Consider the following 24,973-nt stretch of genomic DNA (forward strand, 5'->3'; position numbering starts at 1 on the left):
CTATAGAATTCCTCTAATTTCATCCAAGCTATTAATCCCGTTTCTTTTCATAAACTTTTCTAATCCTTGTATAATTTCTACAGCAGCATCAGGCTTTATAAAATTGACAGTACCTATTTGCACTGCATGCGCCCCAGCCATTATAAATTCCAGTACATCTTCAGCACTCATAATCCCGCCTATTCCTACAACAGGTATATCAACTGATTTGCAAACCTCGTACACCATTCTAAGAGCAATAGGCTTTACTGCAGGACCTGATAACCCTGCAAATATATTATTAAAAACAGGTTTTCTTTTATTTATGTCAATTGCCATTCCCTTTAGAGTATTTATAAGCGAAAGTGCATCTGCCCCAGCCTCTGTACACTTATATGCCATATCAACTATGTCTTCTGCATTAGGTGAAAGCTTGACTATTAAAGGCTTTTTACAAATTGCCTTTACTTCTTTAACTATACCGTAAGCAATATTTGACTTAATTCCAAAAGCCATCCCACCGCATTTTACATTAGGACATGATATATTTAGCTCAACCATGTCTATGTTTGTGAGGTTAACCTTTTCTATGGCTTCTAAATATTCCTCTAAAGTGCTTCCTCCTATATTGGCAATTATATTTGTATCAAACTCCTGCATCTTAGGCAGCTCTTCTTTAATAAAGCTATCAACTCCTGGATTTTGAAGACCTACGCTGTTCATCATGCCTGAGTCTGTTTCATATACTCTTATTCCGCTATTTCCTTCTCTTTTATTAAGAGTTAGTCCTTTTGAGCATATTCCTCCAAGTATTCCTACGTCATATAACTTATTAAACTCTTGTCCAAATCCAAAGGTTCCTGAAGCAGCTATTATAGGATTCTTAAAATCTAATCCGCAGAAATTTACGCTAAGCATCTAAAATCAGTTCCTCTCCTAGAAATACCGGCCCATCAGTACAAGCTCTCTTATTTCCTTTTATAGTATTACAGGTGCATACAAGGCATGCACCTAAGCCGCAAGCCATATATTTTTCCGTAGACACATACACAGACACTGAAGCTTCTCTGCATTTTTTAACGACCTTGTTCATCATAACTTCCGGCCCGCAGCAAATAACAGTATCATATTTATCCGCCTCAAAAATATCTGTTATAAAGCCTTTATGTCCGTGACTTCCATCATCTGTGGATATATAAACTTTGCCTATATATTCTTCCATGCTGTCTATACCGTAAACTTCATCTCTAAAACCGCAATAGATATCTGCACTGCTGCTTAAATTTTTCACGAGGTATTTCATAGGCGCAATTCCTATGCCTCCTGCTACTATGGCTACTCTTCCCTTAATACATTCTGTATCAAAACCATTCCCTAAAGGCCCTAATAGCTTTATGTTTTCGCCTTCATTTAACCTGCTTAATATTTTTGTTCCCTTGCCTTTAACCTGATATAAAAAATATATTCCTTTATCGTCTATATCCTCTATGCTTATAGGCCTTGGAAGGAGAGTCTGCCCCTCCCAGGCACTTAGCATAAAAAATTGTCCAGGCTTAGCCTTATAATTTCCTTCTATATGAAGCCTATATATTCCGCTTTTTATCTCCTTGTTACTAAGCACTTTTGCTGATAGATAATTTAAATTCATCGATATCTCTCCTTATAGCTAAAGCCTCTTCTCTTGCACAAAGATCAAATTCAGCTTCTCTTCCTTCCTGACCCTTATATGCTAAAAGAATTCCTCTAGAAGAGTTCACTATACCGCCATTTCCATTGTTTAAGTAAAGTGCTACATCTTTAGCTGTTCCGCCTTGGGCACCGTAGCCCGGAATAAGGAAGAACATTTTATTAAATTTATCTCTTATTTGTTTTCCTTCTTCTACATGTGTACAGCCTACTACCGCACCTATGCTGCTGTATCCACAGTTTCCTACATATTCTCTTCCTGATTTTTCTATCTTCTCTGCTACTGTTTCGTACACTTTTCTGCCTTTATGGTCTCCGATATACTGTATATCCTTTGCTCCGGAGTTAGAGGTTCTCATTAGGATAAATAATCCCTTTTCCCCGCTGCTGACATATTTTAAATAAGGCTCTATGCTGTCCATGCCCATATAAGGATTTAAAGTTACAAAATCACATTCAAAATCTCCTGTAAAATGAGCCTTGGCGTACATTTCAGCGGTCTTGGCAATATCACCTCTTTTTATGTCTCCTATGGCAATACCGCCTAAACTTTTAATATATTCTAAAGTTCTTTTATAAACATTTAGTCCGCTAATACCTAATGCTTCATAATAAGCTATCTGAAGTTTGTAGCAGGCTGCTGTATCAAAGGTAGCATCTATAATTTTTTGATTAAATCTAAACAGTGCCTGGTCTTCAAAACTATATTTATCTAAAAGTTGTTTTGGTATATACTCCATTGCAGTATCAAGTCCTATGCAAACCGGTCCCTTTTTATCTACACTTTCATATAATTTATCTATAATCATTTCAATCCCTACCTTTTCTTATAAACTATAGACAACTCTTCCGGCTTTAATGGTATTCACAATCATACCTTTAGTACTTAAGCCATCGAAAGGAGAATTCCTTCCCTTTGATCTAAAGTTTTCTGCATCAATTTTATATTCTTTATCTAAATCAATAAGCACCAAATCCCCATCATAGCCTATTTTTATTTCACCCTTTTTAAGCTTCATAAGATTTGCTGGTTTTTTAGACATAAGCTCAGACAATTTGTTTATACTTATATGCCCTTCATCAACAAGTTTTGTATAGCACAATGAAAAGGCTGTTTCCAATCCTGAAATTCCATTTGCGCCTTTAAGCTTATCTTCGCTGCTGTGAGGTGCATGATCAGTAGCTATTGCATCTACCCATCCTTCTTTAATCGCATTAACTAGATAATTTATATCCTCAGTCTCTCTTAAAGGCGGGTTAACTTTATATTGAACTTTGCTTGTTAAAGTTAAATGATGAGGAGCTACTTCGCAGGTTACACTAACTCCTTCTTTTTTAGCTCTTATAATATCTTTCATAGCTTCTTTAGTACTTACATGTGCTACATGCAAATGGCATCCTGTAAACTTAGAGAGAGCTATATCTCGCCATGTCATTGTGTTTTCTGCCAGTCTCGTATCAAATGATGATAATTCTTCACTTTCAGCATGGCTTATAACCATGAGGTTTTTTTCTTTTGCCTTAAACATAGCCTCAAGCATTACCTTGCTGTTTGAAACTCCCCTGCCATCATCTGAAATCATCTTTACAGAAGAGTCTAATTTATCTAAATGTGATATATCTTCACCCCTTAAATCCTTAGTTATAGATACTGATTGGTGTATATCAATAAGATTAACTGTTTCACATTTATTTAAAACATAATTAACTGTTTCCATGTCGCTGCAAATAGGCACTGTATTTGCCATAAGATTAACCGCTGTATAGCCGCCTCTCACTGCAGCTAGGCTTCCTGTATATATATCTTCCTTATAAGTTAAACCCGGATCTCTAAAATGGCTGTGCAAATCTATGAAGGAAGGCATAAGAACTAATCCTTCTGCATCTATGGCTTCACAGTCTTTATTTAGGTTTAATCCAAGCTCCTCTATAACTCCAAACTTTATATAAACATCTCCTTTAAAATCCTGAGATGAGTCTATTATTCTCGCATTCTTTATCAATAGTTCCATCAAAATCCCCTCCAGATTGTATTTTATATTCATGGTCACAATATGAACATCTGCATGTGTTCTTTTCACCATTTGAGGTATAAAAGCTCTGAGGAATATTTTCTTCAATGGAGGTTATACATTTTGAGTTAGTGCATTTTCTAAATTCATTCTTAATTGCTTTAATCTTTGTACCAGTTCTTTTAACTGTATCTTCATCCTTATCAAAGGCTGCTTCCGAAAGGTTTAGTCCTAGAAGATTAACTATTAATGCCATTCTTACAAACATACCGTATTTTGCTTGATCAAAGTAATGTGCTCTTACATCTTCATCAACTTCATAAGCTATTTCATTTACTCTTGGAAGAGGATGAAGTATTATCATGTCTTTATTTGCATTTCTTAGTTTATCTGAATCTAAAATGTAGCTGTCCTTAAGCCTCAAATAATCTTCTACATTTGCGAATCTCTCTCTTTGCACTCTAGTCATATAAAGTATATCAAGCTTATCAATAACATCTTCTAGTCTTTCAGCTTCTTCAAACTCAATATTATGCTTTTCTAATATTTCTTTTTTTATATAATCAGGAATTCTTAATTCTTCTGGGGAAATTAATATGAATTTATTACCTTTATATCTGGATAAAGCTTTGACAAGCGAGTGTGTAGTCCTTCCAAACTTTAAGTCGCCGCACAAGCCTATTGTATGGTTTTCAAAGCTTTTTTTAAGATTTTTGATAGTTAAAAGATCAGTTAGGGTTTGAGTAGGATGCTGATGACCTCCGTCACCTGCATTTATGACAGGAATTGAAGAATACATGGAGGCAACCTTAGGTGCTCCTTCCATTGGGTGTCTTATAACTGCAATATCTGAATAGCAGGCAACTGTTCTTATAGTATCTGCAACACTTTCTCCCTTTGCCGCTGAACTGGAATTTGGTTCTGAAAATCCTAATACCTTGCCGCCAAGTCTAAGCATAGCTGCTTCAAAGCTGAATCGAGTTCTTGTACTAGGTTCATAGAATAGAGTGGCTAAAAGCTTACCTTCACAAACATGTGAAAAAGCTCCTGGATCTGAAATGATTTGATCTGCAAGCTCAAAAATTTTATCGAATTCCTCCACAGAGAAATCCATTGGGTCAATTAGGTGTTTTCCCTTTAACATAAAAATTTCCTCCTTCTTAACCTCTCAGGGTTAAATTTAAAGTAGAGATATTTGATTTTCATTTTATAAACATTGTGAACACGGAGTATTATTTCTTAGTAAAATCTCCGCGCATTAAAAAATGCCTTCCTTTAAGCAGGAAGGCATAGTTGTACCCTAAAAAAAATACAAAACTATTGTCTTTATATCCTTCCTAGCCTCACAGGACTATTCTTAAAGGTTTTATAAAATATTACCACTTTATATACTGGTTGTCAATATACTCATTCTAAGTTTCAAACTTTCCTTGCATTCCATTTTATTTCGTCCCTGTTTAATAATAGTGTTGATATAAATATGTTCTTTGATATTATATAAAGCAAATCTACTGCAAACCAGCATAGTTGCAGTAAATATTTATATATTTAAATATTTTTATAGGTTTATATTTGAATATTTTTGTAGCCTTTAAAACTTGCATACAAAATAAAAATGCAAAGTTTATCATACTAAGTTGTACAGCCAACAGATATGATAAACTTTGCACACAATTTTCACCTGCTTATAAAATTCTTTACCTTCGAGACTTAATGCTCCTTAAAATACGTTTTTATGCTGCTTTAAAAAAATTAATTGCTAATATAAATAATAGTTATTTTAACAAGCAACAATTTCCTTAATCATAAATTCTCTTCCACATAATAATTCCCAATCCTTACTTTCACACTTAGGACAAGTACTATTATTTTCAATAACATTAAAAACCTTCTTACATTTTTTACACAAACCATTGCCTGGCATAACCTCAATTTCTAGTTTCGTATCCTGCAGCATAGTTCCATCTATCGCAGCTGGATAGCAGGCCTCAATATATCTTGGAATCATAGATGATAATTCACCTATTTGAAGAACTACCTTTTGAATTTTGCTTACTCCATTATCTCTCGCAAAATTTTCAACTATTTTAACGACCTCAATCATAACTCCCACTTCATGCAAATTAAATCACCTCACTTATCAAAGAACGGGAGAACTTCTGCTCCCCCGTATTGCTTAATCATTACTTTACAAAAAGTCTCTTTACATTTTTCATCGCAATTCTTCCTTGACGTTTAATAACGTGTTTTATAACTATAGGTTTCATATGGTCGATATCTGTACCAGCTGCATCATATTTTCTAACCAATGAAATTGCATCAAATTTACATTTAGTAGTACAAACTCCGCAGCCTACACATTGGTATTGATCCACAACTGTAGCACCACAACCAAGGCAACGCTGAGTTTCCTTCTTAACTTGTTCTTCAGTAAATGTAACACGCGTATCCTTAAATGTTTCTTTTGATGTATTTCCTTCTACATGAAGCGCTCTTTGTCTAGGTAAGCGATCATATCCAGCCAGACTTAAGTTTTCTTTATCAAGAGCATGGTATTCTCTTTCTCTTACTAATGTCAAACTGTCTCCATGAACATATCGATGAATTGAAATATACCCTTGCTTTCCAAGTGCAATTGCATCGATAGCAAACTTTGGTCCAGTTAAAGCATCTCCACCTGCAAATACATCTTCTTCGCCTGTTTGATAAGTTAATGGGTCAGCTTTTATTGTCTTATTTGGATTTAATTCAATCTTTGAGCCTTCTAATAATTTACCCCAATCTATTCCTTGACCAACTGATATGAGTACATGGCTCGCTTTTACTATCTTTGTTTCATTTTCATCGAATTTAGGACTAAATCTCTTATTTTCATCAAAAACAGAAATACACTTTTTAAATTCTACTCCTACAACATGACCATCTTCTACTATAATTCTCTTCGGGCCCCATGAATTGTTTATAACAATTCCTTCTGCCTCTGCTTCTTCAATTTCCTCATCAAGGGCAGGCATTTCTTCTCTACTTTCTAAGCAGAACATATCTACTGCTGAAGCGCCTATTCTCTCAGCAGTTCTAGCAACATCTATTGCAACATTTCCTCCACCAATAACAACTGCTGGTCCTTCTAATTTCAAGTTTTCACCTAGGTTTACCCTGCGCAAGAATTCTACACCTGTTATTACACCTTCAGAATTTTCACCTTCAAGTCCTAGTCCTCTACCAGCTTGAGCGCCTATTGCTATATAGAACGCATTATAACCCTGCTCTCTAAGTTTAGGAATTGTTACATCCTTGCCAACCTCGACTCCTGTTTTAAATTCTACTCCTAATTCTTTAAGTACATCTATTTCTGACTCTACTACGTCTTTTTCAAGCCTAAAAGAAGGAATCCCAAGTGTTAACATACCTCCAAGCCTCTTTTGCTTTTCAAATACTGTTACCTCATAACCATCAACAGCTAAGAAATAAGCACAAGAAAGTCCTGCAGGGCCAGCACCAATTACAGCAATCTTACCTGATCTTTTTACCATCTTTTCTGGCACATAGCGATGCTTAGCTTTCATATCTTGATCAGCAATAAATTTTTTAACTTCATCAACAGCTAATGGTTCATCCATATCTCCTCTTGTGCAGGCATCTTCACACTTTCTTGGACATATACGACCACAAATTGCTGGTAATGGATTTTCTTTCTTTATAAGCTCCAGTGCCTCTCTATATCTTCCTTGAGAAGCCAGCTTTATATATCCTTGAACTGCTATATGAGCAGGACATTCAGATTTGCAAGGACTTGTTCCACTCTCGTCTACAACCTTACGGTGACGATAGTCAAAGTTCCATTTATCTTTTCCCCATTTAGTATCATATGGAGTGTCTTTCTCTTTAGGAGTTTCAACAGGTTTCTTTGAACATAATTTTTGCCCCAATGTTAACGCATTTGATGGACAATTCTCAACACACTCTCCGCAAGCAACACATTTATCTTTATCCACTTGTGAAACATAATTTGATCTAGACCAATCAGGATTTCTATAAAGATTTGCATTTCTTAGTCCAAAACAGGAACATCCACAGCAGTTACAGATAGCAAGAGCATTTCCTGGTCCAGATAAATTAGGTATTTGATGCATAAGTCCTTCTTTTTCAGCCTGAATACAAATCTCTCTTGCTTCTTCCCTTGTAACTTGTCTGCCTTTTCCTGTACGAATATAGTATTCAGCGGCTGATCCAAGTCTAAGACATATATCCTCAACTCTATGTCCACAGCCCTCTCCGATAATTCTCATTGATGCACGGCATGCACAATCTGTAACAGCAAAAAGATCATGTTTATTAAGGAGGTATTCTATTTCCTCATAGGAAGCCTTTCTTGTATCTCCGTCAATAGCAGCTTGAACAGGAATAACTCTCATTACACCTAGTCCAATTGGAATGTTTCCTGCCATTAATGCGCCTAATTTTCTTGTATATTCTTCAAAGCACTCACCAATTACAGGATACTTTTCTAAATTAGCCTTATTATCAACCATATATTCCATAACACCAGGAACATAAAGTTCAAGACAATATTTGATGACCCCATGCTCTTTTTCTGATTTTATAACTCCATCGTCTGCCATCTGATCTAAGATTCTTACTACTTCTTCAACCGATTTGCCACAGCGTTTTGCAACTACATCTGCACTTTCTAGTTTTCGAATTTCGAGGCAAAGTGCAACTTCAGCCATTTCATCCGTAACAACCGGCTCTAGGATTCTATATTCTGGGTCTGTTGGCTTTACCTTTACTATTCCTCCAGTAATACCGGCAGCAATTTTATTCGCTAATTCAAGTACTTTTTTCTTAACCATATTTGTTATCCCCCTACAAAACTTATTAAGGTATTATTGAGCCTTCCATTCTTTAACTTCAGTACGTATCCATTCAACCCACTCATCAATTCCCTCACCAGTTTTAGCCGATATAGGAATAACTTTAATATTAGGATTTATTTTTTTTACACGTTCTTTAAACTTATCAAAATTAAAATCAAAATTAGCTATTGCATCAATCTTATTAATTAATACAACATCTACTATTGAGAATATTAAAGGATACTTTAGAGGTTTATCGTCTCCCTCCGGTACACTTAAAATCATAGCATTTTTTGATGCTCCGGTATCAAACTCTGCTGGACACACTAAATTGCCTACATTCTCTAATATTACTAAGTCAATTCCCGTTGTTCCTAGTCCCATAAGTCCTTGCTTAGTCATATCTGAATCCAAATGACACATACCGCCTGTATGCAGCTGAATTACCTTTGCACCGGTTTTAGAAACGGTGTCTGCATCCACATCAGAATCAATATCAGCTTCCATAACTCCAATACTCATTTCATTTTTTAGAGCCTCAATAGTTTTTACTATTGTTGTAGTTTTACCTGAGCCCGGTGAGGACATCAGATTAAGTAAGAAGGTTTTATCCCTTTTCAATTCCTCTCTCAATAACTCGGCTTGTCTATCGTTATCTTCAAAAACACTTTGCTTAATCTCCAGAACTTTAAATTTATCCATATTATCCTCATCTCCGTTATTATTGTTATATTATATTAAATTGTATCCTTTAAACATTCTTATTACTTAAATAAACTACAAGCTTCTTATTACAAAACTTAACTTATACATGACTCAAAATAATACATATAGAGTATTTTTTGAGCATGTATAAGTTACTAGTTAAGTTGAAAGCCCTACTTAATTCTTTTTAATTTGATATACTATAACCTTTACCTTGGTGTAATGACACTTGATCTGAAAGCGCTTTAATTTCTTTATATTCCTTTAAATCTGTATAAAGTTCACCAAGATAAGGATTTCTCTTAGTTTTAACAACCTTATAAATCATATAAACAAGAACTGCTATATTTGCTAATAATGATGCTAGACCAAATATAAATAGCGGTACCTTATTATAGGATGAAGCAACTGCAAAGGCTCCTTTATCAATAAATGACGGGAAGGTCTGAGCAAACATACACCATATAGCCAAAGTTTGCGCGCGATGCTGAAGCCATGCTCCCTTTCCTACTGTAAATGCGCAAAGTGTTGGTGCTAATAATAGTGCAAAACCGCAGTACCAGGAATGACCTGGAAGACAGTTATAGGTATAAGTGAAATTCCATAAATCATATGCTATAATCCAAAACCATAACATATCAGGCCACAGCATATCTTTGCTGCCATCTTTATTTGTCTGCTTTTTAATACAAATTCCAAGCCATCCAGTTATAGTTATAATATTTAATATACCTGCAATACCATTCATAAAATTCCATGGACCGCCAAGCACATACATAGCTTCATCAGCTAAAGTTCCTCCGCCAGCGTATTGAATACCAACTTGAAAATCACGAGTTACTGCCTCTAAAATATTTATGGCAAGAATTAATGGTGGAAAGCAAAGTGCCCATTTTTTATCTGACAGCCTCCATACTTTTCCGGTGGACTTATTCTTCCATGTAACATGTCTAATACACCAAAAGCCTATACATCCGGCAGTAGAAGAATATACTTTTGCTAAATGGAACCAATCTGTATAAGTTGTATCTCTTAATACAGTAAACCATAATATAGACAATACTATAGGTAAAACAACAAAACTAAAAAAGCCAACATACTTCCATCTGCGAGCCACTTCATTAAAGCCAAAGAGTGCTGCGAAAATAATTATCCAAACACCCCATACGCTCAATGCTGATGCTCCGCCTGCATAATTGAAAACAAACATAATATACCCCCTAAAATACATTTTTAGTTATATATATATTGTATAATTTTTATCAAACTTTTTTCAATAGACAGAAAAATGAAAGTGTCTATTTTAGACACTTTCACATAATTTTAAAGCTATTCTCTTGTTTCTTCCTTGATAAAAGCATCTACAGAACGTGGAATACTTCCTGTTATCATAATTAAAAGTTTATTAAGAATATATTCCGGTTCCTCCTCCATTCCTTCACTTACCCAATCTATTATGAGTCCATTAAATACATGCCTATAAAAATTGACTATAAAATTTTTATCTTTATCGTTTATAGAAGAATTTGTTCTTTTAATACATTCATCAACCACATCTTCTAACAATATAGTAGAAAGATTTGTAAGATATCTGTTTACTTCAGGCCAGTAAGAAGAATTATATACATGCAGAATCATCTTTGAATTTTTTTTGAGATAATTCATAGTAGCTAAAAAACCGCCAGTCCAAGTTTGAAAGGTTCTATTTTGTGCAATATCTTTCGATAATTCATCATAAAATACAAATTTAAATACATCCATAATATCTGTAAAATGATTATAAAAAGTTTGCCTATTTACATCGCAATGCTCACAAATACCCTTGACCGTAATCTTATCTATAGATTTTTTATTTAATAACTCTTTAAATGAATCAATTATTTCAGTTTTAGCATTGTGCTTCATAAATTTCTCCCTCATTAAAAGCTTGTCTTTATCTCTATTCTTTTCTAAATTCTACCATAGCACTCATGCATAATTCAAGGCTGCTTATTTTATATAGAAATTATGGCAGCCATATTAAATTACATAAATAAATTATGGAAATTTAACATAAACTTATTGACAAATAATATAACTGTTATATAATAGGTATTAGATAATAATAATTATTAATTGGCTTGTATCTGATATACATATTCTAAAAAGCTAATCGTTATAAAAAATTAAAAAACAAATCTTAGGAGGTAATTTTATTATGTCATTAATCGGAAGTGAAGTAAAACCATTTAAGGCTGAGGCTTATCAAAACGGAAAGTTTATTGAAGTTACAGAAGCAGATTTCAAAGGTAAGTGGAGTGTAGTTTGCTTTTATCCAGCAGACTTCACATTTGTATGCCCAACTGAATTAGAAGATCTACAAAACAACTATGAAGAATTAAAGAAGCTTGGAGTTGAAGTTTACTCTGTTTCAACAGATACTCATTATACTCATAAAGCATGGCACGATAGCTCAGAAGCAATAAGCAAAATTACTTATGTTATGATCGGTGATCCTTCACACACACTATCAAGAAATTTTGATGTTTTAATCGAGTCAGAAGGTGCTGCAGATCGTGGTACATTCATTATCGACCCGGACGGTGTAGTTCAAGCAGTTGAAATCAATGCTGGTGGTATCGGACGTGATGCAAGCATTCTTATAAATAAGATTAAAGCAGCTCAATATGTTAGAAATAATCCTGGTGAAGTTTGCCCAGCTAAATGGAAAGAAGGCTCAGCTACATTAAAGCCAAGTCTTGACCTTGTAGGAAAAATTTAATAGGTTGAATATCTAAACAACTTACAGCGGGTAGTTTACGAGTGTTAACAGAAGCTCTAAGCTACCCATTGCTTTAAGTAAAAAAGTGAGTGCTCTAAACTGCTCAGTGTTTCGAATGAAAGGAGGTACAAGGTCTAAATGACCTTGTACGGGTAGTTTGCGAGTGGGAATGAGCGCTCTAAACTACCCAGTGTTTCGAGTGAAAGGAGAAAATTATGCTACTAGATACAGATATAAAACAACAGTTAGCCCAATATCTTCAATTGATGGAGGGTGATATATTAATAAAACTTAGTGCTGAATCTGATGATATATCTAAGGACATGGTAGCTCTAGTGGATGAAATAGCTGCCATGTCCTCTAAAATAAAAATACAAAACAGTCAATTATCCAGAACTCCAAGCTTTAGTGTAAATCGTATTGGTGAAGATACAGGAGTAACCTTTGCTGGAATACCTTTAGGTCACGAGTTCACTTCCTTGGTATTAGCTCTATTGCAGGTAAGCGGAAGAGCCCCAAAGGTTGAACAAAAGCTAATTGACCAAATAAAGAATATTAAAGGTGAATATCATTTTGAATCTTATATAAGCCTAAGCTGCCATAACTGTCCTGAAGTTGTTCAGTCGCTTAACTTAATGAGTATTCTTAATCCTGGTATTACTCATACAATGATTGACGGTGCAGCATTTAAAGAAGAAGTTGAAAGCAAAAATATTATGGCAGTGCCTACAGTTTATTTAAATGGAGAATTTTTTGCCAGCGGTCGTATGACTTTGGAAGAAATTCTTACAAAGCTGGGGAGCTCAGCAGATATATCAGAGTTTAACGATAAAGAACCTTTTGATGTGCTTGTTATTGGAGGCGGCCCAGCTGGATCAAGTGCAGCTGTCTACGCAGCACGTAAGGGTATTCGAACAGGAATAGTTGCGGAACGTTTTGGTGGCCAGGTAATGGATACTATGGGTATAGAAAACTTTATCAGCGTAAAATATACTGAAGGTCCTAAGCTTGCAGCTAGTCTTGAAGAGCATGTTAGAAATTATAATGTTGATATTATGAGTTCTCAGCGTGTAAAACGCTTAGAGAAAAAAGATTTAATTGAAGTTGAACTTGAAAATGGAGCTATTTTAAAGAGTAAAACTGTAATACTTTCAACAGGTGCTCGCTGGAGAAATGTAGGTGTACCCGGTGAAGCTGAATTAAAAACTAAAGGTGTAGCTTACTGTCCTCACTGCGATGGTCCTTTATTTAAAGGAAAAGATGTGGCTGTTATTGGAGGCGGCAATTCCGGAATCGAGGCAGCTATTGATCTTGCAGGTATTGTAAAGCATGTAACTGTTCTTGAATTTATGCCTGAGCTTAAGGCTGACGCAGTACTTCAAAAACGTCTTTACAGCCTTCCTAACGTAACTGTATTGAAAAATGTTCAAACAAAAGAGATTACAGGTACTGATAAAGTAAATGGGATTTCCTATATTGATCGTAGTAACGGTGAAGTTAAGCATATTGAACTTCAGGGTGTATTCGTTCAAATAGGACTTGTACCAAATACAGAATGGCTGGAAGACACTATTGAGCGTAACCGCATGGGTGAGATCATAGTAGATAACCGCGGTGCTACAAATATACCTGGAGTATTTGCTGCAGGAGACTGTACAAATAGCCCATTTAAACAAATTATCATCTCTATGGGTTCAGGTGCTAGTGCAGCCTTAGGTGCATTTGATTATTTAATAAGAAATTAATTTAAAAAATCCGCTGAAATATCCGAATGATATTTCAGCGGATTTTTTATTGTCTATTATAATATTTCTCTTTTATGTCTTTATCTCTTATAAATATGTTCATTTTTATATTGCCAGTCTTAAGTTCACTCAATAAAGTCTTTAATTAATATAAAAAAAATAATATACTTAATAATGATAATTATTGATTAATATCTGCAAATACAAACAATTAAGTTGAGGAGTTTATATATGAGAAAAAAAGATATACTTGAATTAAAAAAGCGTTTAAAGAAAGATTATTGCACCTTCACCAAGATGTGTGGCTGCTACGTTAACGGAGAAAAACATATTATTTTAAAATTTAGAGAAACCTTCCTTAATCTAGAGGAGGAAGAATATTTTAAGTTCATGGAAATAGCTAAAAAAGTACTGTCTGGAACTATTGGTAATAATATTTTAGAGCTTAACTTTCCACTTAATGATGAGCTTATAAATGAAAGCCAAATTTCCCTTATGCAGCTTAAAAGCAGTGGTTTAAAGGATGACGCTCTTTTAGATAGTTTTTATCAATCCATTATAGATAATTATAATTTTACTGGCAATTTTTTAATACTCCTTTTCCATGATGCTTATGATGTTATTACCAAGACTACTGATAATTCAAAAATAGACGAGTCTGAAGAAGTATATGAATATGTGCTATGTGCAATATGCCCTGTTTCACTTTCAGAGCCTGGTCTTCGATACTTTGAAGAGGAAAATGCAATAAAGGCGCGCATTAGAGACTGGGTGGTTGAAGCACCTGCTAATGGCTTTGTTTTTCCCGCTTTCATTGATCGAAGTACAAATGTGAACTCTATTATGTATTACACTAAAAATCCAAAGGATACACATCCTGAGTTAATGGAAAATGCTTTAGGCTGTTATTCAAGGCAAACTGCAGCCGTGCAAAAGGAAACCTTTGAATCTATTATTAAAGATTCTCTAGGTGCTGATGAAGACACAGCTGATAAAACCTTTATGGAAATACAGGACAACCTGAATAATATGATAGAGGAATACAATGCTACCTATGAGGATACGGATTGTGAACCTATAACCTTAACAAAAAAGGTTATACAAAATCTTTTAATCGAAAGCGAAGTTCCTGAAGAAATTATTACTAAGATTGAAGAGTCTTATGTGGACAACTTTGCTGATGATCTTCCCTTAGCAGAAAACTTAATTGACTCAAAAGCACTTAAGGCAAATATCCAAAGAAAAAAGGAGGAACATCTTCAGAGACAGGTAGAATTCCTTCAAACCAGGCTTGAGCAAATCAAGCAAGAGGTTGCTGTAGATAACGATGCAATCCAACCTGAAGAAGCCGCAGATGATGATATAGTTTTAGAAGAAACTTCAGAAACTGATTTGAAGAAAGTTCAAGATATAGATTCAGAAGATAGTAGCATTGATACCCAATATGATATTATACTTCAAGTAAAACCCGAAAAAATATCTCAAATAAAATCTCAAATAATTGATGGACAAAAATGCATAGTTATTCCCATTGACGAGAATGAGCAAACTACAGTTAATGGTTTAGATAATTTGATTTGATAAGCTTCATAGTGTCATTAGCTTTTGCCCATCGATTAATTTTGGCATACTATATAACTGCTAGTATAGCTGGTTATATAACCATGTGTGGTACTGTCATGAATAAAGAAGACAAAATTGATTTTTTAAGTGCTGAAGCCATAGAAAAGACTACGATTATAACTAAAGAAGAAAATTAGTTGAATATAAGAGCATAAAACTAAGACTTACAACATACCATGTAAGCCTTTGTTTTATCTTCACTGTTATTTATAAATTATCCTCAAGAACAACTTATTATGTGCTTTATCTGCCTTAATTAAATATACTTAACAAGGTTTAAAATATAGAATAATACGTCATTTAATGAGTTTAAACATTAATTAAAAATCAAAATTATCTGGATCAGGTCCTACTCTCAAATCTTGATTTAAAGAATTTATCTTCTCTACTTCTTCATTAGTTAATTCAAAATCAAATATCTGTGAATTTTCTATTATTCTGCCTTCATTTGTGGACTTAGGAATAGTTATCACTCCATTTTGTATATCCCAGCGTAATATAATTTGAGCAATAGATTTATTATGATTATGAGCAATTTCCTTCAATATTTCATTATCAAATAATTGACCAACCATAAGTGGTGACCATGCTTCAACTTGAATATCATTTTGTTTACAGAATGCTCTAACCTTCCCCTGTGTTAAACGTGGATGAAATTCTACTTGGTTTATCATTGGCTTAATCTCTGCATCCTTCATTAAATTTTCAAGATGATGTACTTGAAAATTACTTACTCCGATTGCTTTTACACGGCCTTGTTTATATAAATACTCCAATGCTCTCCAAGCATCTTTATACTTACCTTCTACAGGCCAATGTACAAGATATAAATCTAAATAATCAAGTCCAAGTTTCTTTAAACTTGTTTCATAAGCCTTTATTGTAGATTCGTATCCTAAGTCAGCATTCCAAACCTTAGATGTTATAAATAGATCTTCTCTTGAAATACCTGCTGCCTTTATTCCTTCAGCTATACCCTTTCCCATACTTACTTCATTACCATAAATAGCTGCTCCATCTATGCTTCTATAACCATTTTTTATTGCAGCCTTTACTGCATCAACTAAATTTTGGCTATCCTCTACTCTAAAAACGCCAAGCCCTAGCCATGGCATTTTTACACCATTGTTTAAAGTTACTGTGTTTTTTAAATTGTTTATCATATTATTTCTCTCCTTATAATTTATTTTAATACCTTTACCTTCAAAGCCTATCTTATAAAGTTGGTAAATATTTTATCTTCTCTTTCATTTTCCTTTACATTGTTTTTGCCAGAATCAATAACCTTCAATAACCATGCCATATTCTTTCCTAGAACACTCATAATTTGCATTCCTTCTTCATCTTGCATAGCCTCTCCAGGTGTTGTACCATGAATTACATTCCAATAATTTGATGATGGCATTACCATCTCTGAATAATTGATATAGTTATTCAATTGTTCAAATGTTGGAACGCCACCGGATCTTCTTACTGCCACCACACTAGCCCCTACCTTATGTCTAAGCATTCCATTATTCACAGATGTAACTAAAAATGCACGATCCAAAAATGATTTCATTGTTCCTCCAATAGCTGAATAATGCACTGGAGAACCTAAAATAATTCCGTCAGCTTCCTTCATCTTTTGAATCCATTCATTAACTTCATCATTCTGCATAACGCATCTTTCATTCATGTTTCTGCTGCATCCACCGCAATCCATACATCCGCGTATTACCTTATTTCCCACATGAACAATCTCTACCTCTATATTTTCTTTCTCGAGCTCTGCTGCTACAGCCTTTATTGCCTCATAAGTGTTTCCATTCTTTTTAGGACTTCCATTAAAAGCAACTACTTTCATATATACCTCCGTATAATTTAGTTTCAAATATGAGTTCATTATATGGCTCGAAAATGCAAGTTACAAGTACGCACTTTTTCGTAAGCTTACTTACCTCTAGGTAAGATTTATTGTAATATCTACTGGCAGATATAAAAAATTTTTCTTGATAATAATATATATTTATTTATTTTAATCTCTGGATTTGATATTATAAAGTTACTTGGTATATACTGTAATTCTAATGCATAGTTAATCAAGTTTTGTTAAATATAAAAGATTAAAGGCAGGTAAGCAAATGATAAATTATAATGGTAGACACTATATATGTTTATTAGATTTTGCAATGGATTTTATCAGAGGTAAATGGAAAGCAGTCTTATTATGTCATTTATATGATGAACCCAGAAGATTTTTAGAGCTTCAACGAATAACTATAGGAATAAGTCAAAAAGTATTAAATGAGAAGCTTAAAGAACTAGAAAATGAAGATTTAATAAATAAGCAGATTTATCCTGAAATTCCACCAAGAGTTGAATATTACCTTACTGAAAAGGGAAGAGATCTTACTAAAATCATTAAGGAAATTGAGGCTTGGTCTATTAAATATTATTCTCACTTAGATAGTGGATGTAATATATCGGACTAACGATATTAATTGATTCTTCAATTATTGACAACATAGTATAAACATAGTAAATTTAAGCCCACCTAAATACAAGGTGGGCTTGCCTTTTTCTGCTGCAGTTTATTATTATATAGATTGCACATTTTTTCCGTTTTAATAAAGTCTACTTCATTTATGATACGGTTCACCGTAATTATTGCAAGTGAGGTCTTCCCATTTTATTTTTGTGTATATATACTACATAATTATGGTATAAGTCTAAAGTACACTTTAATATTTGTCTTGGTATACTAGTATCACTCATCTCTTCTATGAAGAAAGGTGTTACTTATAGAAAAAATCTCAAAAAAATAATGAAATGGTGTTTATAACAATGATTAAATTGAATATATATCGGAAAACTCAATGCAAATTGTCTATGCCTGAATAGTTACTATTCAATTATAAAAGATCACTTTTCATATTTTTTACCCATGAATAAATTTGCTGATAAGAAAACTGAAATTTCTCTAATGTCATTTGGTAATTATTGTTGTTAGTAATACAAAATGATTTAGTTGATGAAGGGTATTTAGAAAAGAATAATAGAAAGTTTATATTTACTGAAAGAGCATAAGCTGCATTGGGAGGAGATATAGGTTATATAAAAGATAAGACTGTAGACTATATAAAAGCTAAAAGGTCGCTTAAATTCTCTTTTAAATATAAATTAAGTTCTTCATTAGTTAACTATGATACGGTTCACTGTAACTAGTCTATCGGAGGTTTTTCAAAGGCTATTACTTTTGTTAAGTAATAGCCTTTTATACCTTAATCACAATATATTAACCTTCAAACCTAATCAAACTATCATTTATACCTTTTAAGTATGCTCCTATTACTAATGAACTTAAAGTGTACATGCCTAAACGCATGGATTATAGAACCTATGCTAGGATGCGTTCCTGAGGAGATTCTATTGTTTTGTATTATTCATGAGATTGGATATATTAAAGATATGGAACATGAACATTCATATACTCTGTACAACGAATATCTTAGATTACAAAAGGAATCTAAGATAACCGTTTCTTATAGACAACTGTAGTTATAACTTTTTAGATATTAGTACCAAATCAAATATATCAACTATACCATCTTTATTAAAGTCAAAGTTTGAATTCCATTTCCCGTCTGTATGCTTTGTATTATAATTCTTTGCAACTGATGTTAAATCTAATATACTGACAGCTCCATCTCTATCAAGGTCATAAATATCTGTCCATTTTGCATACAATACTGTATGTGTTGTTACTTTATCTGTTGTAAAGTTCCATACATTTATGCAATCTGCTTCTTTGTACCATCCCTCAAAAGTGTATCCTGCTTTTGTAGGTTCTATCGGTGCTGTTATTAAAGTATCATTATCTGTTTGTACACTATCTACTGTACTTCCACCTTCACTGTTAAATGTTACTGTATAATTTATTGTAGGCAGTTCTTTGAATGTTATAGAGTTATTACCTGCATAAATCTGTGCGTAAGAACCTCCAAATCCATTAATTTGAAAATTTGAATTACAACTACTGAATGTTAAAAAGCCAATATCAGTAACACTTTTGGGAATGGTTATTTCTGTTAAAGATGTACAATAATAAAATGCATAATCACCAATACTTGTAACACTGTCTGGAATTATTATATTTGTAAAAGCATAACAATGGGCAAATGCATTAAAATCTATGCTTTTAACACTGTTTGGAATTGTTATGTTTGACAGAACTTTGCACATCAGAAAAGCACGACCTTTAATTTCTGTGACACTACTTGGAATTGTAATGTTTGATAGAACTTCACACTCTTCAAAAGCACGATACCCAATACTTGTAATACCATTTGGAAGTGCTATACCAGCAAGTTTCCAACATCGGTAAAACATAAAATCGCTAATTTTTGTTATATTATTTGATAATCTTACATTTGTTAAATCCCAACAATCATAAAACAAATAATCTCCTACACTTATAATGCTATCAGGCATTTCCACATTATTAAGCACCTTACACTCTTGAAAAGCACTGTCTCCGATGCTTGTGACACTATTAGGAATTGTTATACTCGTAAGAGAAATGCACTCGAAAAATGCATAACTTCCAATACTTGTTACACTATTGGGAATTGTTATTCCTGTTAATGCTTTACAATCTTGAAAGGTAAAGTTTTCTACACTAATAAGATTAGCTGGAAGTGTTATATTCGGAAGCGATATACAATATGCAAATGCACTCTCACCTATGCTTGTTACACTATCTGGTATTGATATGTTTACAAGAGCTGAGCAATAATAAAATGCAAAACTGCCTATACTTGTAACAGTATTCGGAATAGTTACACTGGTTAATGATTTGTATTTTATAGCATTATTTCCATTAAAGGCATTAGTTCCTATACTCGTAACAGTATGTCCATCTATGGTACTTGGTATTGTAATATTTGTATCACTACCATTATAACCTGTTATGGAATATGTTACTCCATCATCAGACTTCCAAGTAAAACCATTTGCATCTGCACCTGTTGTAGTTGCAAAAATAGGCATGACTCTAAAGCCTACATATAAACTTATCAACACAAGTATTAAAGAAATCATCTTCCTTTTTCTGTTTTTCATCTACATTCTCCTATCAAAAATAAAAATACTTTTATTTTTTCTATTATTAGATAAAGCTATTACTATAATCGTATTTTTCATTTATTTCTTTAATTTCTTTTTTACTACCGATAAACATAAGTTTATTAAAAAACCTCCCTTATACCTGATACGGTGAACCGTATCAGGTATAAGGGAGGTTTTTTATATATTATAATGCTAGAAAAAAGTCCTCCAAAACATTAATGGAGGACCTAAGATCAATCTAATTTAATCTTCTTGAACAGGTTACCAAATCAAATATATCAATGATATTATCCTTATTAAAATCAAATCGTAGGTTCCAGTTTACCTGAGTACTTTTAACATTATAATTTTGGGCTACAGATGCTAAATCTATTATACTTATCTTACCATCTCTGTCAATATCACATTTATCTATGATAGTTAGCTTAGCCTCTTGAGTAACCTGATTTCCAGCTAAGTCCTTAACTAAAACTTCAACACTTTGTTCACCTATCTTAGTCCATATAGGTTCGGTTAAATACTCATAGCTTAGCTTATTATTATCTGAAACTTTTACAAATTTATTTGGACTAATTTGTGCACCTTCATCTATTGTTTGAGGGTAGCATTCCAACACCTCAGGACTTGTTTTATCTATCATAAATTCAAAATTAGATGGTTGGATATTCGTTGGACTCTCACTTAAGACAGCTGAAGATGCTTTTAATGAGCGTTTCATAGGATTTACCTGATTTACGTTACTATTGAATGATAATATATATTTTCCTTCCTCAGAGATAGTACTATTATCACTAAGAACATAACTATTACCGTTCCTTGTTAAATTTATTGAATTTAAATTAACTAGATTAGACAAATTTAATGATATCTCCTTATTAAAGAAGGTTCCTTCCATTTCACCATTTTCATTATACGCTAGATTACTAACTACCGATACCCAACGATAATCTCTATATACATCTCCATTTTTACCTATTGCCTCATATTTAAGAAGATATATGCCTTCAGCATTGGAATCTACTATCCCTGTGAAGGTGATTTTGTCTGTAAAATCACCTTCAAATGAACATATAGCTTTTACCCCGTTAAGAGGGCTAAATTGTGCTCCTTTTTCAATGGACAAATTTTCAGTCCCCTGAAAAACTGATTTCAGATCAAATTTGTATTCCTGGCTGAAATCAGATTGATGATAATATTTTTGATTACCTGCATTATCTTTTAAGCTAACAAAGTATAATACCCATTCTCCGGCTTGCATATCTGTAGTTATATTAAATGTTGCTTTTAATTTCTTACTGGATTCATCATAAGCTAATTGCTGTGCCTTATACACACCCGTTATCTTATGCTTTATATAAATACTTGTGTCTAAGCTCCCAAAATTTATTCCAGACTCTGTATCAGTTGCATCTATTTCCACCAACATCTTATCGCCTGCCTGTAATTCATTAGACAACCATGTCATACCTGATATGCTTGGTGGAGTTATATCAGTAACACTACTAATTATATTAACTTTATATTCCTGGCTGAAATCAGATTGATGATAATATTTTTGATTACCTGCATTATCTTTTAAGCTAACAAAGTATAATGCCCATTCTCCGGCTTGCATATCTGTAGTTATATTAAATGTTGCTTTTAATTTCTTACTGGATTCATCATAAGCTAATTGCTGTGCCTTATACGCACCCGTTATCTTATGCTTTATATAAACACTTGTGTCAAAGCTACCAAAATTTATTCCAGACTCTATATCAGTTGCATCTATTTCCACCAACAGCTTATCACCTACCTGCAATTCGGTAGCTGACCACGTCATATTCTTTATTATAGGTGGTGTTACGTCAGCAGCTGCAGATACATTAGTAAAGTTGCTAACCACTACAAAAAACAAAACAAACAAGCTTAATATTCTCTTATACAACCCTATCCCCCCAAAGAACCCAAATATTAAATATTTATACATATAATTATATTACAATAATATGGAAATATCTAACTATTTACTTACATTCCTTAACTTTATCAAAAACCTCCATTACTTATGATACGGTTCTCCGTAATTAATCCTAAATCCTCTATATATCTGCTCAAGAAGTATAACTCTCATCATCTGATGAGGAAAAGTCATCTTTGAAAAAGACAGCTTATAGTCAGCTCTATTTAGAACTTCCTTTGATATTCCTAAAGAGCCCCCAATTACAAAAGCAATATTACTATCACCTTTTACTCCCAAGTCCTTTATAAGATAAGCAAGTTCTTCTGAAGAAAGCATTTTTCCTTCTATAGCTAGTACTATTACATACATATTGTCTTTAATATACTTTAAAATAGCTTCCCCCTCTTTAGTTTTAATTTGAATTTCCTCTTTTTCGGAAGCATTGTCAGGGGTTTTTTCATCAGAAACCTCTACTATATCTAATTTACAATATCTTTTTAACCTTTTTGAATACTCATCTATTGCATCTTTTAGGTACTTTTCTTTAATTTTTCCAACAGTTATAAGTGTAATGTTCATTTATTTCTCCTTTTAAAAGATTAGTTAATAGTAATTATTACCCAGGAAATACCATATACTCTAGTTCTTAATTTTATTTTTAAATCATAAAATTATTTTAGCTTATTTTAATTAAAATTAAAACTATGCTTATGAACTATTAAATTAACATGGGGGTGTTACTTTGAACAATAAAGCTGTACTTACAGGCAATGAAGCCGTAAGCAGAGGCTTTTGGGAACATGGAGGAATTATAGCCTCAAGTTATCCTGGCTCTCCTACAGTTGACATCTTAGAATCACTGAAGAAATATGAAGAAATAGACAGCGAATGGGCGACTAATGAAAAAGTAGCTTTCGAAATTGGTATGGGGGCAAGCTTTGCAGGTGCAAGAACATTAGTTTCAATGAAGCATGTTGGAGTTAATATAGCTTCAGATCCCTTTATGACATTTACTGAAACTGAAACTAACGGGGGTTTTCTTCTTGTTGTTGGTGATGATCCCGGCCTAACAAGTTCACAAAACGAGCAGGATAGCAGATTTTGGGGGAAGTTTGCTAATGTTCCGGTTCTTGATCCGTCCACACCTCAAGAGGTAAAAGACTTTACAAAAATAGGTCTTGAGCTAAGTGAAAGATTTCATACACCAGTACTTTTAAGGCTTACAAGCAGACTATGCCATTGCAGAGGAGTTGTTGAACTTTCTGATAGAAAGGAAGTAAAGCCATATGGCTTTAAGGAAGATCAGAAAAAATACTGTATGCTTCCACCTTATTCAAATGCCCAACAATATTTCATGAAAGAAAGAATGGAAAAGCTTGAAGACTTTAATAATGACTTTTCCTTAAATATCGTTGAAGAAGCTGATGCTGATACTCTTATAATTACAAGTGGTATGCCGTACGAAGTGCTTAAGGAGTTAAGTCCTAAAGCATCTATACTTAAGCTTGCCATGGTATGGCCTCTTCCTATTGATAAAATAAAAAATATAGTTTCTAAATACAAAAATGTACTTGTTATAGAAGAAATGATGCCTTTAATTGAAGAAGCCTTAAGAATAAATGGTATTTCAGCCCAAGGGAAAGCCTATTTTCCTTTTACAGGAGAATTTACTGTAGAAGTAATTGAAGAGGGTTTGAGCAAAGCCGGAATTATTAGACCTTTAAAGGGTGAAGTCTCAGAGAAAACACCAATTATTCCCAGACCTCCTATGCTTTGTGCTGGATGTCCCCATAGACCAATTTACAGCATACTTAAAGCCGCTAAGGCTGTTGTTATGGGAGATATAGGCTGTTATTCTCTAGCAGTTCAAGAACCTTTTGAGGTTCATAAAACAAACATAAGCATGGGTGCTTCTTTAGGCTCGGCACTAGGAATGGCAAAGGTTTATAAAAGAATGGGGATAGATAAACCTATAGTTGCAACCATAGGAGATGGCACCTTTTTTCATTCCGGTATGACTGGCTTTGTGCAGCTTGCACAGTCAAAAGAAAACATAACAGTGATTGTACTGGATAATAGGACTACAGCAATGACGGGAGGGCAAATAACTCCGACAACAGGGGACTACTTTAAAGAAGAAAACTTATATTCATTAAATATATTTGAAGTTCTGCATTCCTTTGGAATAACAGACATAACTGAGATCGATCAGTTTAAATATAAAGAAACAAAAGAAACTATACTTGCTTCTATGAAAAGAGAAGGTTTATCAGTAATAATAGCCACAAGACCCTGCGCTCTTAATTATAAAATTAGAGAACCTTATTTTTATGTTGATGAGAATATATGCATAGGCTGCAGAAGCTGTATAAAAGTAAACTGTCCTCCAATTTCTATGAAGCTTTATGAAGGTAAAAATAAAAAGAATTCTTTTATAGATCCTGATATGTGTGTAGGCTGCTCTGTTTGTTCTCAAGTTTGTCCTGTAGGGGCCATAAAAAGAAGCTCTGAAAGAGCTGAATAGGAGGCAAAAGCCCTAAATGGGCTTTTGGGGC

At 33.5% G+C, this 24,973-nt stretch carries 20 protein-coding genes and 1 pseudogene; 5 read left to right on the forward strand and 16 right to left on the reverse strand.

The genetic code is table 11. From position 1 onward, the window contains the following. The 11 genes and pseudogenes from JK636_RS02830 to JK636_RS02875 all read right to left on the reverse strand — a co-directional run bounded on the left by JK636_RS02830 (window position 1) and on the right by JK636_RS02875 (window position 11,143). Entirely contained in the window at window positions 1–897 is an 897-nt protein-coding gene (locus JK636_RS02830; protein ID WP_202747313.1) for a dihydroorotate dehydrogenase, read from the reverse strand. Continuing rightward, a complete protein-coding gene (locus tag JK636_RS02835) occupies window positions 890–1,627 on the reverse strand; it encodes a dihydroorotate dehydrogenase electron transfer subunit (protein WP_202747314.1) in 738 nt (245 codons plus the stop codon). Before JK636_RS02835 ends, JK636_RS02830 begins: the two co-directional genes overlap by 8 nt. Beyond that, the gene (gene pyrF / locus JK636_RS02840) at window positions 1,593–2,474 is read right to left on the reverse strand and encodes an orotidine-5'-phosphate decarboxylase (RefSeq protein ID WP_202747315.1); all 882 of its coding nucleotides are present in this window, start codon (window positions 2,472–2,474) and stop codon (window positions 1,593–1,595) included. The genes JK636_RS02835 and pyrF overlap by 35 nt, the downstream gene beginning before the upstream one ends. A gap of 18 nt (window positions 2,475–2,492) precedes the next feature. Next, window positions 2,493–3,680 (reverse strand): dihydroorotase, encoded by a 1,188-nt coding sequence (locus JK636_RS02845; RefSeq protein ID WP_202747316.1) that lies wholly within the window; start codon window positions 3,678–3,680, stop codon window positions 2,493–2,495. Further along, on the reverse strand, window positions 3,625–3,924 hold the full coding sequence (locus tag JK636_RS23985; protein WP_338025722.1) for a hypothetical protein: 300 nt from the start codon (window positions 3,922–3,924) through the stop codon (window positions 3,625–3,627). The genes JK636_RS02845 and JK636_RS23985 overlap by 56 nt, the downstream gene beginning before the upstream one ends. Beyond that, window positions 3,904–4,821, reverse strand: a pseudogene (gene pyrB, locus JK636_RS02850) (aspartate carbamoyltransferase); the annotation flags it as partial. The gene JK636_RS23985 and the pseudogene pyrB, both read right to left, overlap by 21 nt. Window positions 4,822–5,457: 636 nt before the next feature. Continuing rightward, window positions 5,458–5,799 carry a hydrogenase maturation nickel metallochaperone HypA/HybF gene (locus tag JK636_RS02855; protein WP_202747318.1) on the reverse strand — a complete coding sequence of 114 codons (342 nt, stop codon included), beginning with the start codon at window positions 5,797–5,799 and terminating at the stop codon, window positions 5,458–5,460. Between the two features lie 61 nt (window positions 5,800–5,860). Then, window positions 5,861–8,530, reverse strand: a complete 2,670-nt coding sequence (locus JK636_RS02860) for an FAD-dependent oxidoreductase (RefSeq protein ID WP_202747319.1) — start codon at window positions 8,528–8,530, stop codon at window positions 5,861–5,863. Window positions 8,531–8,563: 33 nt separating this feature from the next. Continuing rightward, window positions 8,564–9,235 (reverse strand): hydrogenase nickel incorporation protein HypB, encoded by a 672-nt coding sequence (gene hypB, locus JK636_RS02865; protein WP_202747320.1) that lies wholly within the window; start codon window positions 9,233–9,235, stop codon window positions 8,564–8,566. Between the two features lie 190 nt (window positions 9,236–9,425). Next, window positions 9,426–10,448 (reverse strand): DUF5692 family protein, encoded by a 1,023-nt coding sequence (locus JK636_RS02870; protein WP_202747321.1) that lies wholly within the window; start codon window positions 10,446–10,448, stop codon window positions 9,426–9,428. A 119-nt stretch (window positions 10,449–10,567) separates the two neighbouring features. Further along, window positions 10,568–11,143: a TetR/AcrR family transcriptional regulator gene (locus JK636_RS02875; protein WP_202747322.1), complete on the reverse strand. Its 576-nt coding sequence runs from the start codon at window positions 11,141–11,143 to the stop codon at window positions 10,568–10,570. A 292-nt stretch (window positions 11,144–11,435) separates the two neighbouring features. Here JK636_RS02875 and ahpC point away from each other — a divergent pair, with 292 nt between their 5' ends. The 3 genes from ahpC (at window position 11,436) to JK636_RS02890 (ending at window position 15,325) form a co-directional block, all read left to right on the forward strand. After that, window positions 11,436–11,999 (forward strand): alkyl hydroperoxide reductase subunit C, encoded by a 564-nt coding sequence (gene ahpC, locus JK636_RS02880; protein ID WP_202747323.1) that lies wholly within the window; start codon window positions 11,436–11,438, stop codon window positions 11,997–11,999. A gap of 215 nt (window positions 12,000–12,214) precedes the next feature. Further along, window positions 12,215–13,744, forward strand: coding sequence for an alkyl hydroperoxide reductase subunit F (ahpF, locus tag JK636_RS02885; protein ID WP_202747324.1), 1,530 nt, complete (start codon window positions 12,215–12,217; stop codon window positions 13,742–13,744). Between the two features lie 231 nt (window positions 13,745–13,975). Further along, window positions 13,976–15,325: a DUF4317 domain-containing protein gene (locus JK636_RS02890; RefSeq protein WP_202747325.1), complete on the forward strand. Its 1,350-nt coding sequence runs from the start codon at window positions 13,976–13,978 to the stop codon at window positions 15,323–15,325. Window positions 15,326–15,687: 362 nt separating this feature from the next. Here the strand turns inward: JK636_RS02890 and JK636_RS02895 are convergent, their stop codons facing one another. Both JK636_RS02895 and JK636_RS02900 read right to left on the reverse strand, forming a co-directional pair. After that, the gene (locus tag JK636_RS02895) at window positions 15,688–16,527 is read right to left on the reverse strand and encodes an aldo/keto reductase (RefSeq protein ID WP_420839258.1); all 840 of its coding nucleotides are present in this window, start codon (window positions 16,525–16,527) and stop codon (window positions 15,688–15,690) included. A gap of 50 nt (window positions 16,528–16,577) precedes the next feature. Further along, window positions 16,578–17,213: a flavodoxin family protein gene (locus JK636_RS02900; RefSeq protein WP_202747327.1), complete on the reverse strand. Its 636-nt coding sequence runs from the start codon at window positions 17,211–17,213 to the stop codon at window positions 16,578–16,580. Window positions 17,214–17,490: 277 nt separating this feature from the next. On the opposite strand from JK636_RS02900, the gene JK636_RS02905 reads away from it, so the two are divergent. After that, window positions 17,491–17,841 (forward strand): winged helix-turn-helix transcriptional regulator, encoded by a 351-nt coding sequence (locus JK636_RS02905; RefSeq protein WP_202747328.1) that lies wholly within the window; start codon window positions 17,491–17,493, stop codon window positions 17,839–17,841. Window positions 17,842–18,907: 1,066 nt separating this feature from the next. Here JK636_RS02905 and JK636_RS02910 read toward each other — a convergent pair. The 3 genes from JK636_RS02910 to rlmH all read right to left on the reverse strand — a co-directional run bounded on the left by JK636_RS02910 (window position 18,908) and on the right by rlmH (window position 22,997). Beyond that, the gene (locus tag JK636_RS02910; protein WP_202747329.1) at window positions 18,908–20,470 is read right to left on the reverse strand and encodes a leucine-rich repeat protein; all 1,563 of its coding nucleotides are present in this window, start codon (window positions 20,468–20,470) and stop codon (window positions 18,908–18,910) included. 244 nt (window positions 20,471–20,714) lie between these two features. Then, entirely contained in the window at window positions 20,715–22,403 is a 1,689-nt protein-coding gene (locus JK636_RS02915; RefSeq protein WP_202747330.1) for an immunoglobulin-like domain-containing protein, read from the reverse strand. Between the two features lie 114 nt (window positions 22,404–22,517). Then, window positions 22,518–22,997: a 23S rRNA (pseudouridine(1915)-N(3))-methyltransferase RlmH gene (rlmH, locus tag JK636_RS02920; RefSeq protein ID WP_202747331.1), complete on the reverse strand. Its 480-nt coding sequence runs from the start codon at window positions 22,995–22,997 to the stop codon at window positions 22,518–22,520. Between the two features lie 163 nt (window positions 22,998–23,160). Between rlmH and JK636_RS02925 the strand changes: the two genes are divergently transcribed. Further along, window positions 23,161–24,942 (forward strand): thiamine pyrophosphate-dependent enzyme, encoded by a 1,782-nt coding sequence (locus JK636_RS02925; protein ID WP_202747332.1) that lies wholly within the window; start codon window positions 23,161–23,163, stop codon window positions 24,940–24,942. Window positions 24,943–24,973 lie beyond the last annotated feature (31 nt).

The sequence above is a fragment of the Clostridium rhizosphaerae genome, from assembly GCF_016765585.1.
Classification (GTDB): domain Bacteria; phylum Bacillota; class Clostridia; order Clostridiales; family Clostridiaceae; genus Clostridium_AT; species Clostridium_AT rhizosphaerae.